The sequence below is a fragment of the Streptomyces lomondensis genome, assembly GCF_014651035.1.
Classification (GTDB): Bacteria; Actinomycetota; Actinomycetes; order Streptomycetales; family Streptomycetaceae; genus Streptomyces; species Streptomyces lomondensis.
In genome coordinates this window covers 198,167-210,740 of record NZ_BMWC01000008.1, presented here as the reverse complement: position 1 = coordinate 210,740, position 12,574 = coordinate 198,167, and the positions used below count along the sequence as shown (strand labels likewise).

Genomic DNA, 12,574 nt, shown 5'->3' with positions numbered 1-12,574 from the left:
GGGAGCTGCACAGTCATGGAACTGCACGACGTCTGGTTCGTCCTGATCGCCGTCCTGTGGACCGGCTACTTCTTCCTGGAGGGCTTCGACTTCGGGGTCGGTGTGCTCACGAAGCTGCTCGCCCGCAACCGGCCCGAGAAGCGGGTGCTGATCAACACCATCGGGCCCGTCTGGGACGGCAACGAGGTGTGGCTGCTCTCCGCGGCCGGCGCGACCTTCGCCGCCTTCCCCGAGTGGTACGCCACGCTCTTCTCCGGTTTCTACCTTCCCCTGCTGGTCATCCTGGTCTGCCTGATCGTCCGGGGAGTGGCCTTCGAGTACCGCGCCAAGCGGCCCGAGGAGAACTGGCAGCGCAACTGGGAGACGGCGATCTTCTGGACCTCGCTGATCCCCGCGTTCCTGTGGGGTGCGGCTTTCGGCAACATCGTGCGGGGCGTGAAGATCGACCAGGACTTCAACTACGCCGGCGGCGTCCTGGACCTGCTCAACCCGTACGCGCTCCTGGGCGGCCTGGTCACGCTGGCGCTGTTCACCTTCCACGGCACGGTGTTCGTCGGGCTCAAGACCGTCGGGGAGATCCGGGAGCGGGCGCGGAAGCTGGCGCTGCGCGTCGGACTGGTGACCGCCCTGCTGGCCGCTGGGTTCCTGCTGTGGACGCAGGCCGACCGAGGCGACGGGGCGTCGCTCGTCGCCGTGGTGGCGGCCGTGGCATCGCTCGTCCTGGCGCTGGTCGCGGCGCGGGCAGGGCGTGAGGGTTGGGCGTTCGCCCTGTCGGGGCTCACCATCGTGGCCACGGTGGCGGTGCTCTTCCTGACGCTGTTCCCGAACGTCATGCCGTCGACGCTGAACCCCGACTGGAGCCTGACGGTCACCAACGCCTCGTCCAGCCCGTACACGCTGAAGATCATGACGTGGTGTGCGGCCATCGCCACTCCGGTCGTGATGCTCTACCAGGGCTGGACGTACTGGGTGTTCCGCAAGCGGATCGGTACGCAGCACATCGCCGACCCCGTGCACTGAGGTGTGTTTCACGTGAAACCAATCGATCCGCGTCTGCTCCGGTACGCCCGTGCCACCCGGGGCTTCCTGGTGGCGGTCATCGCCCTGGGCGCCGTCGGGGCGGGGCTGGTCATCGCCCAGGCGATGCTCATCGCCGAGGTCGTGGTCGGCGCGTTCCAGCACCGTATGGCGGTCTCCGCACTGGGCACTCCCCTGCTGCTGTTGGCCGTCGTCGCGGTCGGTCGGGCGCTGGTCGGCTGGCTCACCGAGCTCGCCGCGCACCGGGCGAGCGCGGCGGTCAAGTCCGAGCTGCGGGGGCGACTGCTGGAGCGTGCCGCTCAGCTGGGCCCGGGCTGGCTGAGCGGGCAGCGGACCGGTTCGCTGGTCGCCCTGGCCACCCGGGGTGTCGATGCCCTCGACGACTACTTCTCGCGGTATCTGCCGCAGCTCGGTCTCGCGGTGGTGGTGCCGGTGGCGGTGCTGGCGCGGATCGTCACCGAGGACTGGGTCTCCGCGGCCATCATCGTGGGCACCCTGCCGCTCATCCCGGTCTTCATGGTGCTGATCGGCTGGGCCACCCAGTCCCGGATGGACCGTCAGTGGCGGCTGCTGTCGCGGCTGTCGGGGCACTTCCTGGACGTCGTGGCGGGGCTGCCGACGCTGAAGGTCTTCGGCCGTGCCAAGGCGCAGGCCGAGTCGATCCGGCGGATCACCGGCGAGTACCGGCGGGCGACCATGCGGACGCTGCGGATCGCCTTCATCTCCTCCTTCGCGCTGGAGCTGCTCGCGACGATCTCGGTGGCGCTGGTCGCCGTGACGATCGGCATGCGGCTGGTGCACGGCGAGATGGACCTGTACACCGGCCTGGTCATCCTGATCCTGGCGCCGGAGGCGTATCTGCCGTTGCGGCAGGTCGGGGCGCAGTACCACGCGGCTGCGGAGGGGCTCGCGGCGGCCGAGGAGATCTTCGAGGTCCTGGAGACGCCCGTTCCGGCGTCCGGTTCCGAGGCCATGCCGGACGGTGCGCTGTCCTTCGAGGGCGTGACCGTCCGGTACCCGGGGCGGTCGGCGGACGCCGTCTCCGACGTGACCTTCACCGTCGAGCCCGGGGAGACGGTCGCGCTGGTCGGCCCGAGCGGTGCGGGCAAGTCGACGCTGCTGCACGCCCTGCTCGGGTTCGTGTCTCCGGCCGAGGGGCGGGTGCGGGCCGGGGGAGTCGATCTCGCCGACGCGGACCTGGAGCAGTGGCGGTCCCGGATCGCGTGGGTGCCGCAGCGGCCGCATCTGTACGCCGGGACGATCGCCGAGAACGTACGGCTGGCCCGGCCCGACGCCGACGACGAGGCCGTGCGGCGGGCGCTGCGGGACGCCGGGGCGCTGGAGTTCGTGGACGCGCTGCCCGAAGGTGCCGCCACCGTGCTCGGCGAGGACGGGGCCGGGCTGTCCGCCGGGCAGCGGCAGCGGCTCGCCCTGGCCCGGGCTTTCCTCGCCGACCGGCCCGTGCTGCTGCTCGACGAGCCGACGGCCGCGCTGGACGGGGCAACCGAGGCCGAGGTCGTGGCGGCGGTGCGGCGGCTGGCGGCCGGGCGGACGGTGCTGCTGGTGGTGCACCGGCCGGCGTTGCTGGGGGTTGCGGACCGGGTCGTGCGGCTGGCCGAGCCCGAGGCCGCCGCGGTGCCCGCGGCGCCGGCCGCGATGCGCGGAGCGCGCTCCATCGAGGCCGGGCCGCCCGTCGAGGCCGTCCCGGCCGAGCCGGTCGGCGAGCCCGCGTCCGGCGGTGCCCTCGCGCGCGTCCGCGCCATGTCCGGTGCCCGGCGCGGGCGGCTGGGACTCGCGCTGCTGCTCGGGAGCCTCGCGCTGGGGAGTGCTGTAGGGCTCATGGCCACGTCCGGGTGGCTGATCTCGCGGGCGTCACAGCAGCCGCCGGTGCTGTACCTGATGGTGGCCGTGACGGCGACGCGGGCCTTCGGGATCGGGCGGGCCGTGTTCCGGTACGCCGAGCGGCTGGTGTCGCACGACGCCGTGCTGCGGATGCTGGCGGACACCAGGGTCGCGGTCTTCCGCAGGCTGGAGCGGCTGGCGCCCGCCGGGCTGCACCGGACCCGCCGGGGTGATCTGCTCTCCCGGCTGGTCGCGGACGTGGACGCGCTCCAGGACTACTGGCTGCGGTGGCTGCTGCCGGCCGGAGCGGCCGTCGTCGTGTCGGCCGCCTCCGTCGGCTTCACGGCGTGGCTGCTGCCCGAGGCCGGGGCCGTGCTCGCGGCCGGGCTGCTGGCCGCGGGCGTGGGCGTGCCGCTGGTCACCGGTGCCGTCGCCCGGCGGGCCGAGCACCGGCTGGCGCCCGCCCGCGGGGTGCTCGCGACGCGGGTGGCCGATCTGCTCACCGGCACCGCGGAACTGACCGTCGCCGGTGCCCTGCCCGCGCGGACCGCCCAGGCACGCGAGGCCGACGGGGTGCTCACCCGGATCGCCTCGCGCGCCGCCACCGCCACGGCACTCGGCGACGGGCTCACCGCGCTGATCTCCGGCCTGACCGTCACGGCCGCCGCCCTGCTCGGCGCGCAGGCGGTCGTAGCCGGGCGGCTGGACGGCGTGACCATGGCCGTCGTCGTCCTCACCCCGCTGGCCGCCTTCGAGGCCGTGCTCGGGCTGCCGCTGGCCGTGCAGTACCGGCAGCGGGTGCGCCGCAGCGCCGAGCGGGTCCACGAGGTGCTGGACGCTCCCGAGCCCGTGGGGGAGCCGGAGCGGCCGCGGCAGGCGCCGGCGTCGCCGTTCCCGCTCGTCGTCAAGGGGCTGGCCGCGCGGCACGCCGGGCAGGACCGGGAGGCGCTCGCCGGGCTCGACCTGACCCTGGAGGAGGGCCGTCGGGTCGCCGTGGTCGGACCCTCCGGCTCCGGCAAGACGACGCTGGCGCAGGTGCTGCTGCGCTTCCTCGACGCGGAGGCGGGTTCCTACACGCTGGCGGGCGTGGACGCGTACGCCCTGCTCGGTGACGACGTGCGGAGGCTCGTCGGACTGTGTGCGCAGGACGCGCACCTCTTCGACAGCTCACTGCGCGAGAACCTGCTGCTAGCCAGGAGGGACGCCACCGAGGACGAACTGCGCGCCGCGCTCGGCCGGGCCCGGCTGCTGGAGTGGGCCGACAGCCTGCCGGACGGGCTCGACACGCTCGTCGGCGAGCACGGGGCGCGGCTGTCCGGAGGGCAGCGGCAGCGGCTGGCGCTCGCCCGCGCGCTGCTGGCCGACTTCCCCGTCCTGGTGCTGGACGAGCCCGCCGAGCACCTCGACCTGCCGACCGCCGACGCGCTCACTGCCGACCTGCTGGCCGCCACCGAGGGCCGTACGACGCTGCTCATCACGCACCGGCTGGCGGGCCTGGAGGCGGTGGACGAGGTGATCGTGCTGGACCGGGGACGGATCGTGCAGCGCGGGCCATACGCGGAGCTGGTGTCGGCGGACGGGCCGTTGCGGGAGATGGCGGAACGGGAGGCTGCGTCGGAGTCGCTCGTGGCAGTGCCTTAGCTCATACGGGCCCGCCCCCGGCCCGGTCGGCCGCGGAAAGTGCCGCGCTGATCCGTTCGGGGCAGCCGGTCCCCCGGCCGTACGACATGAACAGGACCGGACCGCGGGGCTGGGCGACGATCGCTGACATGCGTTCATATCGCCGTCTGCGGCTGCTGATTCCGGTCCTGCTGTGCGCCCTGGCGGTCCTCGCGGCCCGGCCCACGGCGGCGGAGAAGGAACCCGGGACCGGCACCGGCGGCGACTCGGAGGGCCTCAGCGCCGAGGTGGTGCGGCTGTACGAGGAGGCCGCGGTGGCGACCCAGCAGTACGAGGCCGGCCGCAAGGAGGCCGATGAGCAGCGGGCCAGAGCCCAGCGGGCGGAAGAGCTCCTGGACGCCCAGCGGCGGCACATCGCCGCCCTGCACGAGGACCTGGGCCGGATCGCCCGCGCCCAGTACCGCACCAGCGGCGGCCTGCCGGTCGCCGCGCAGATGATCCTCGCCGACAGCCCCGACGACCTGATGCGAGGTCAGCACGCTTTCTCGCAGGCGGATCTCGCCGTGAACAACGCGATCTCCAAGAACCGCCGGGCCGAGGCCCGGCTCGCCGCGGACGAGGCCAAGGCCGCGGCCCAGTGGCAGGCGCTGGAGACGCGGAACACCCAACTCGCCGCTCTGAAGGCGGGTATCGAGCAGAAGCTCGAAGCGGCACGGTCACAGCTCCAGGGCCAGGCGGATGCCGCGGTCGCCGCCGGGTCATGCCGGGGGGCCGTCCGGCTCGACCAGCCGGAGACGGGGTTCACCAGCGCGTGGGTCGCGCCCGTGGAGACGTACGAGCTGTCCGCGTCCTACGGCAGCGGCGGTGCGCGGTGGTCGAGCCGGCACACCGGGCAGGACTTCGCGGTGCCGGTCGGCACGCCGGTGCGGGCCGTGGGCGCGGGCCGGGTGGTGAAGGTGTCCTGCGGCGGTGCCTTCGGGATCGAGATCGTGCTCCGGCACGCGGGCGGTTACTACACGCAGTACGCCCATCTCGCGTCCGTCGCGGTCGAGCAGGGGGAGCACGTCAGCCCCGGCCAGTGGATCGGCCAGTCGGGCAGCACGGGCAACTCCACCGGACCGCACCTGCACTTCGAGACCCGGGTCACGCCGGAGATGGGCTCGGCGGTGAACCCGGTGTCGTGGCTGGCGGCGCGCGGGGTGTCGCTGTGACCGGGCGGGCCGACCGCTAGGGCAGCTCGGTCAGCAGCTGCTCGATCACGACCGCCACCCCGTCCTCGTTGTTCGCGACCGTCTGCCCCGAGGCCGCGGCGATCACGTCCGGGTGGGCGTTGCCCATCGCGTACGACCGGCCCGCCCAGGTCAGCATCTCCACGTCATTCGGCATGTCGCCGAAGGCGACGACCTGCTCGTGCGAGATGCCGCGCTCGGCGCAGCACAGGGCGAGGGTGCTGGCCTTGGACACCCCGGGACCGCTGATCTCCAGCAGGGCGCTGGGGCTGGAGCGGGTCACGTTGGCGCGGTCGCCGATGGCGAGCCGGGCCAGGGTCAGGAAGGCGTCGGGGTCGATCTCGGGGTGGTAGGCGAGGATCTTCAGCACCGGCTCCGCAGCCGCCGGGTGGTCCGCGGACAGCAGTTCCTCGGCCGGGGCGAGACTGTCGGGTATCTCCATGTGCAGCTTCGGGTACGCCGGCTCCTGGTAGAAGCCGTACGTCTGCTCGACCGCGTACACCGTGCCCGGCGCCGCCTCGCGCAGCAGCCGTACGGCGTCCCGCGCGTTCTCCCGTGCCAGCTCCCGCACCTTCACGAAGCGGTGGCTGCCGGGGCCGCCGTGCAGGTCGACCACGGCGGCGCCGTTGCCGCAGATCGCCAGGCCGTGGCCGTGCACGTGGTCGCTGACGACGTCCATCCAGCGGGCCGGGCGCCCGGTGACGAAGAAGACCTCGATACCGGCCTCCTCGGCGGCGGCCAGCGCGGCGACCGTGCGCGGGGACACCGACTTGTCGTCGCGCAGCAGGGTGCCGTCGAGGTCGGTGGCGATCAGCCGCGGCGGGAGGGTCTCGGCCGCGGTCTCGGGCTGTCGGGTCGCTGAGATCACCCGGCCATTGTCCCGCATATGCCTGCACGGGCGTGCGGGACTCCGCACAGGTGAGTGGATGCCGCGCTCACCAGGGGCTCCTCATCAGGGGCTCGCCCTCGGTGCCCTCAGCGCAGCTGCCCCGGCGCCTCCATCGCGATCTGCTCGAAGACCTTCTCCTCCGCCGCGAAGGCCGAGTCGGGCACGGGCCAGTGGATCACGATCTCCGTGAAGCCCAGTTCCGTGTGCCGGCCGGCGAAGTCGACGAAGGCGTCCAGGGACTGGAGCGGGCCGCCGCGGTCCGGGGTGAATCCGGTGAGCAGGACCTTGTCGAGGTCGGTCATGTCCCGGCCGATCTCGGCGCAGATGTCGGCGAGCTTCTCCGCCTGCCCGCGAATGGCCTGAATCGACTGTTCAGGAGTGCCGTTCTCGTACAGCTTGGGGTCGCCGGTGGTCACCCAGGCCTGTCCGTACCGGGCGGCGAGCCGCATGCCGCGCGGCCCGGTCGCGGCCACCGCGAACGGCAGCCTGGGGCGCTGCACACAGCCGGGGATGTTCCGTGCCTCATGGGCCGAGTAGAAGTCGCCCTCGTACGAGACCGCCTCCTCGCTGAGCAGCCGGTCGAGCAGCGGGACGAACTCGGCGAAGCGGTCGGCGCGCTCGCGCGGGGTCCACGGTTCCTGGCCGAGCGCGGTGGCGTCGAAGCCGGAGCCGCCCGCGCCGATGCCCAGGGTGACGCGCCCGCCGGAGATGTCGTCCAGGGAGATCAGCTCCTTGGCGAGGGTCACCGGGTGCCGGAAGTTCGGCGAGGTCACCAGGGTGCCGAGCCGCAGCCGGTCGGTGACGGTCGCGGCGGCGGTGAGGGTCGGCACGGCGCCGAACCACGGGCCGTCCCGGAAGCTGCGCCAGGACAGGTGGTCGTAGGTGTACGCGGCGTGGAAGCCGAGCTGCTCGGCGCGCGTCCAGGCCGCACGGCCGCCTTCGTGCCAGCGGCGGTACGGGAGGATCACGGTGCTCAGGCGCAGACTCATGACATCGAGCCTAAGGGAGCCCTGGAGGACGCCTGTGTTTCACGTGAAACAGTCACTCTCGGTCACACTCCCTCACCAGGGTGCGAGAGAGACGTGAATCACGCGATCGAGTTTCCCTTCGGAGGTTTGATCCACAGCCAAGTGGTGTTATCCACAGGGGAATTGGCGATTCTGTGGACAACTGGCCTTCGTTTTCGCTGTCTTGGGCCATCCCGCTGGCTGTCTCGCCCGTCATGCCGGCTGTCTCAGACCGTCATACCGGCGGCTTCACCCGTGCGATCCTCCGCAGCACCCCCGGCGCCCACCGCGACAGCACACGCGCGCCCCGCGCTTCCGGTGTCACCGGCACCACCGCCTCGTTGCGTGCCACCGCCCGCAGGATCGCCCTGGCGACCTTCTCCGGCGGATAGTTGCGCAGCCCGTAGATGCGGGCGGCGCGCTGCTGGAGCCGCTTCTCCTCCTCGGCGTCGACCCCGGCGAAGTGCGCCGTGGAGGTGATGGCGGTATTGACGAAGCCGGGACAGACCGCCGTCACCCCGATCCCCTGCCCGGCGAGTTCCGCGCGCAGGCACTCGCTGAGCATCAGCACGGCCGCCTTGGAGGTGCTGTACGCGGGCAGCGCCCTGGACGGCTGGTAGGCCGCCGCCGACGCCACGTTGACGATGTGGCCGCCCTGCCCCCGCTCGGCCATCCGCCGGCCGAAGAGCCGGCAGCCGTGGATCACACCCCACAGGTTGACGTCGAGGACCTTCTTCCAGTCCTCCGGCGTGGTGTCGAAGAAGGAGCCGGACAGTCCGATCCCGGCGTTGTTCACCAGCACGTCCACCACGCCGTACGCGGCGCCGACCTTCTCGGCGAGCGTCTCCATGGCCTGCTCGTCGGAGACGTCTGCCGTCTCCGCCCAGGCCGCGGGGGCGCCCGCCCGGCGGGACGACTCGGCGGTGCGGGCCGCCGCCTCCGCGTCCCGGTCGACGGCCACCACGCGCGCGCCGGCCCCGGCGAACGCGAGCGCCGTCGCCCGCCCGATGCCGCTGCCCGCCCCGGTGACCAGCACGAGCTGCCCGGCGAACCGCTCGGCGAGCTTCCCGCTCGCGGCCACCGGGGACCGGCCGTTCTCGACGGACGTCACGAAGTCCTCGATCCACGCGGCCAGCTGATCCGGGCGGGTACGCGGGACCCAGTGCCCCGCCGCGATCGTCCGACGGGTCAGCTGCGGAACCCACTGCTCCAGTCCGTCGTGGAGCCGCTCCGACAGGAACCGGTCGTCCAGGGGCGTGACGACCTGCACGGGCGCGTGGGCGTACGCGTCCGGGCGGGGGTCGCGCAGCCGGCGCCGTACGTTGTCCCGGTACAGCCAGGCCCCGTGGGCCGCGTCCGACGGCAGGGACGAGGTCGGGTAGTCACCCCGGGGCACCTTCTCGACACGTTCCAGGACCCGGGGCCAGCGCTTGCCGAGCGGGCCGCGCCAGGCCAGCTCGGGCAGCACGGGCGTGTGCAGCAAGTAGACGTACCAGGACCTGGCACTCTGCCCGAGGAGCTGGCCGACCCGGCGCGGGGTGGGGCGCTTCAGGCGCCGGCCCAGCCAGTGGCCGAAGTGGTCGAGGGACGGCCCGGACATCGAGGTGAAGGAGGCGATGCGGCCCTCGGTGCGCTCGACGGTGGTGAACTCCCAGCCCTGCACCGAGCCCCAGTCGTGCCCGACCAGGTGCACCGGCCGGTCCGGGCTCACCGCGTCCGCGACGGCCAGGAAGTCGTCCGTCAGCTTCTCCAGCGTGAACCCGCCCCGCAGTGGCTCCGGCGCCGTGGACCGGCCGTGGCCGCGGACGTCGTACGCCACCACGTGGAACCGCTCCGCGAGCCGCGCGGCGACCTCCGACCACACCTCCTTGCTGTCGGGATAGCCGTGCACCAGGACGACCGTCGGCCGCCCTGGATCACCCAGCTCGGCCACGCACAGCTCGACTTCGCCGGTCCGCACCCTGCGCTCCCGCGCGCCCGTGAGCAACGTCATCCGGTGAATCTGGCAGTTGTTAGAGAGTTCGTCAATAGGAGGTTCCCGCTCGTGGTAACTCTGAAGAACCAGGCCCCCTAAGGGCCCCTACTACTCCAGGTTGACCCGAAGACAGCTCTGCGGAGTGACGACCGCCACGATCGCGGCCCCTACCTTCGAAGCGTGACTGTGATCGCGACCGAAAGCCTGAGCAAGCGGTTCCCCCGGGTGACCGCGCTTGACCGGCTCTCCGTGGACGTCGGGCCCGGTGTGACCGGACTCGTCGGAGCAAATGGAGCCGGCAAGTCCACACTGATCAAGATCCTGCTGGGTCTGTCCCCCGCCACCGAGGGCCGCGCCGAAGTGCTCGGCCTCGACGTCGCCACCAAGGGCGCCGCCATCCGCGAGCGGGTCGGCTACATGCCCGAGCACGACTGCCTGCCGCCGGACGTCTCGGCCACCGAGTTCGTCGTCCACATGGCGCGCATGTCCGGCCTGCCGCCGACGGCCGCGCGCGAGCGCACCGCCGACACGCTGCGCCACGTCGGCCTGTACGAGGAGCGCTACCGCCCCATCGGCGGCTACTCGACCGGCATGAAGCAGCGCGTGAAGCTCGCGCAGGCGCTGGTGCACGACCCGCAGCTGGTCTTCCTGGACGAGCCGACCAACGGCCTCGACCCGGTCGGCCGCGACGAGATGCTCGGCCTGATCCGCCGGATCCACACCGACTTCGGCATCTCGGTCCTGGTCACCTCGCACCTGCTGGGCGAACTGGAGCGCACCTGCGACCACGTCGTCGTCATCGACGGCGGCAAGCTCCTGCGCTCCAGCTCCACCACGGACTTCACCCAGACCACGACGACCCTCGCCATCGAGGTCACCGACACCGACGAGCACCCGGACGGCACCCGAGCGGTCCGCGAGGCGCTGCACGCGCGCGGGGTGAGCGTCGAGGACGGCAGCGGCCTGCCGGGCGCCGGCCATGTCCTGCTGCTCACCGCGCAGGGCGAGGAGACGTACGACCTGGTCCGGGACGTGATCGCCGACCTCGGACTCGGCCTGGTGCGCATGGAGCAGCGCCGGCACCACATCTCCGAGGTCTTCACGAGCAGCGACGAGCGCGAGCAGCGGAAGGAGGCGGTCGGCCATGGCGGTTGAGCACACCATGGGGACATCCGCCCCGGGGCCGGGCGACCAGACCCGCATCCACAACATCGGCTACCGCAGTTACGACGGGCCCCGCCTGGGCCGGTCCTACGCCCGCCGCTCCCTGTACTCGCAGTCCCTGCGCGGCTCCTACGGCCTCGGCCGCTCGGTCAAGTCCAAGGTGCTGCCGATGCTGCTGTTCGTGGTGATGTGCGTGCCAGCGGCCATCATGGTCGCCGTCGCGGTCGCCACCAAGGCCAAGGACCTGCCGCTCGACTACACGCGCTACGCGATCGTCATGCAGGCCGTGATCAGCCTGTACGTCGCCTCGCAGGCGCCCCAGTCCGTCTCGCGGGACCTGCGCTTCAAGACCGTGCCGCTGTACTTCTCGCGGCCGATCGAGACCGCCGACTACGTCCGCGCCAAGTTCGCGGCGCTGGCCTCGGCGCTGTTCATCCTGACGGCTGCCCCGCTCCTCGTGCTCTACGTGGGCGCGCTGCTCGCCAAGCTGGACTTCGCCGACCAGACCAAGGGATTCGCACAGGGACTCGTCTCCGTGGCACTGCTCTCACTGCTGTTCGCCGGTATCGGCCTGGTCATCGCCTCCTTCACCCCGCGCCGCGGCTTCGGCATCGCGGCCGTGATCGCCGTGCTGACCATCACCTACGGCGCGGTCTCCACCCTCCAGGCCATCGCCGACGTCCAGGGCAGCGGCGAGGCCGTGCCGTGGATCGGGCTGTTCTCGCCGATCACCCTCGTCGACGGTGTGCAGTCGGCGTTCCTGGGCGCGACCTCGGCCTTCCCCGGCGGGGTGGGTCCGAGCAACGCCGAGGGCGTCGTCTTCCTCCTCGTCGCCCTCGGCCTGATCGCGGCGAGCTACGGCCTCCTGATGCGCCGCTACAAGAAGGTGGGACTGTGACCACGCTCTCCATCGACCACGTCTCCCGCTGGTTCGGCAACGTGGTCGCCGTCAACGACATCACCATGACCATCGGCCCCGGCGTCACGGGCCTGCTCGGCCCCAACGGCGCCGGAAAGTCCACCCTCATCAACATGATGGGCGGCTTCCTGGCTCCCTCGACGGGCACGGTCACCCTCGACGGGCAGCCGGTGTGGCGCAACGAGCAGATCTACAAGCACATCGGCGTCGTCCCCGAGCGGGAGGCGATGTACGACTTCCTCACCGGCAAGGAGTTCGTCCTCGCCAACGCCGAGCTGCACGGCCTGGGCGCCAAGGCGGCCCAGAAGGCCCTGGCCACGGTCGAGATGGAGTACGCGCAGGACCGCAAGATCCAGACGTACTCCAAGGGCATGCGCCAGCGCGTGAAGATGGCGAGCGCCCTCGTCCACGACCCCTCGCTGCTGCTGCTCGACGAGCCCTTCAACGGCATGGACCCGCGCCAGCGCATGCAGCTGATGGACCTGCTGCGGCGCATGGGCGACGAGGGCCGCACGGTGCTGTTCTCGTCCCACATCCTCGAAGAGGTCGAGCAACTCGCCTGGCACATCGAGGTCGTCGTCGCCGGCCGGCACGCGGCAAGCGGCGACTTCCGCAAGATCCGCCGCCTGATGACCGACCGGCCGCACCGCTACCTGGTGCGCTCCAGCGACGACCGCGCCCTCGCGGCCGCGCTGATCGCCGACCCGTCGACGTCCGGCATCGAGGTCGACCACGCCGAGGGCGCGCTGCGCATCCAGGCCGTCGACTTCGGCCGCTTCACGGCCCTGCTGCCCAGGGTCGCCAGGGACCACGGCATCCGGCTGCTCACCGTCTCGCCGTCCGACGAGTCCCTCGAGTCCGTCTTCTCGTACCTCGTCGCGGCGTAGGAGG

Annotated in this window: 9 protein-coding genes; 6 read left to right on the top strand and 3 right to left on the bottom strand. The window is 72.2% G+C overall.

Annotation, left to right across the window (positions count from 1 at the left end):
• Positions 1-15: 15 nt before the first annotated feature.
• The 3 genes from cydB (at position 16) to IE255_RS26035 (ending at position 5,711) form a co-directional block, all read left to right on the top strand.
• A complete protein-coding gene (cydB, locus tag IE255_RS26045; protein WP_190052797.1) occupies positions 16-1,020 on the top strand; it encodes a cytochrome d ubiquinol oxidase subunit II in 1,005 nt (334 codons plus the stop codon).
• A 12-nt stretch (positions 1,021-1,032) separates the two neighbouring features.
• A complete protein-coding gene (gene cydD / locus IE255_RS26040) occupies positions 1,033-4,521 on the top strand; it encodes a thiol reductant ABC exporter subunit CydD (protein ID WP_190052796.1) in 3,489 nt (1,162 codons plus the stop codon).
• A gap of 128 nt (positions 4,522-4,649) precedes the next feature.
• Positions 4,650-5,711, top strand: a complete 1,062-nt coding sequence (locus IE255_RS26035) for a M23 family metallopeptidase (RefSeq protein WP_190052795.1) — start codon at positions 4,650-4,652, stop codon at positions 5,709-5,711.
• A 16-nt stretch (positions 5,712-5,727) separates the two neighbouring features.
• Here IE255_RS26035 and IE255_RS26030 read toward each other — a convergent pair whose 3' ends face one another.
• The 3 genes from IE255_RS26030 to IE255_RS26020 form a co-directional block, all read right to left on the bottom strand.
• Entirely contained in the window at positions 5,728-6,615 is an 888-nt protein-coding gene (locus tag IE255_RS26030) for an HAD family hydrolase (RefSeq protein ID WP_190052794.1), read from the bottom strand.
• Positions 6,616-6,704: 89 nt separating this feature from the next.
• Positions 6,705-7,607 (bottom strand): LLM class flavin-dependent oxidoreductase, encoded by a 903-nt coding sequence (locus tag IE255_RS26025; RefSeq protein WP_190052793.1) that lies wholly within the window; start codon positions 7,605-7,607, stop codon positions 6,705-6,707.
• A gap of 253 nt (positions 7,608-7,860) precedes the next feature.
• Positions 7,861-9,618, bottom strand: a complete 1,758-nt coding sequence (locus tag IE255_RS26020; RefSeq protein ID WP_190052792.1) for an SDR family oxidoreductase — start codon at positions 9,616-9,618, stop codon at positions 7,861-7,863.
• A 168-nt stretch (positions 9,619-9,786) separates the two neighbouring features.
• Between IE255_RS26020 and IE255_RS26015 the strand changes: the two genes are divergently transcribed.
• Genes IE255_RS26015 through IE255_RS26005 form a run of 3 tightly spaced genes read left to right on the top strand, consistent with a single transcriptional unit; the run spans position 9,787 to position 12,570 of the window.
• Entirely contained in the window at positions 9,787-10,755 is a 969-nt protein-coding gene (locus tag IE255_RS26015) for an ABC transporter ATP-binding protein (protein ID WP_190052966.1), read from the top strand.
• Positions 10,745-11,662, top strand: coding sequence for an ABC transporter permease (locus IE255_RS26010; RefSeq protein WP_190052791.1), 918 nt, complete (start codon positions 10,745-10,747; stop codon positions 11,660-11,662). The genes IE255_RS26015 and IE255_RS26010 overlap by 11 nt, the downstream gene beginning before the upstream one ends.
• A complete protein-coding gene (locus IE255_RS26005) occupies positions 11,659-12,570 on the top strand; it encodes an ABC transporter ATP-binding protein (RefSeq protein ID WP_190052790.1) in 912 nt (303 codons plus the stop codon). Before IE255_RS26010 ends, IE255_RS26005 begins: the two co-directional genes overlap by 4 nt.
• The last annotated feature ends 4 nt before the right edge of the window (positions 12,571-12,574 follow it).

Bases quoted from the DNA above. Each gene is read 5' to 3' on its own strand.
- cydB (WP_190052797.1), top strand. From the start codon at position 16: ATGGAACTGCACGACGTCTGGTTCGTCCTGATCGCCGTCCTGTGGACC.
- IE255_RS26035 (WP_190052795.1), top strand. From the start codon at position 4,650: ATGCGTTCATATCGCCGTCTGCGGCTGCTGATTCCGGTCCTGCTGTGC.
- IE255_RS26030 (WP_190052794.1), bottom strand. From the start codon at position 6,615: ATGCGGGACAATGGCCGGGTGATCTCAGCGACCCGACAGCCCGAGACC.
- IE255_RS26025 (WP_190052793.1), bottom strand. From the start codon at position 7,607: ATGAGTCTGCGCCTGAGCACCGTGATCCTCCCGTACCGCCGCTGGCAC.
- IE255_RS26020 (WP_190052792.1), bottom strand. From the start codon at position 9,618: ATGACGTTGCTCACGGGCGCGCGGGAGCGCAGGGTGCGGACCGGCGAA.
- IE255_RS26010 (WP_190052791.1), top strand. From the start codon at position 10,745: ATGGCGGTTGAGCACACCATGGGGACATCCGCCCCGGGGCCGGGCGAC.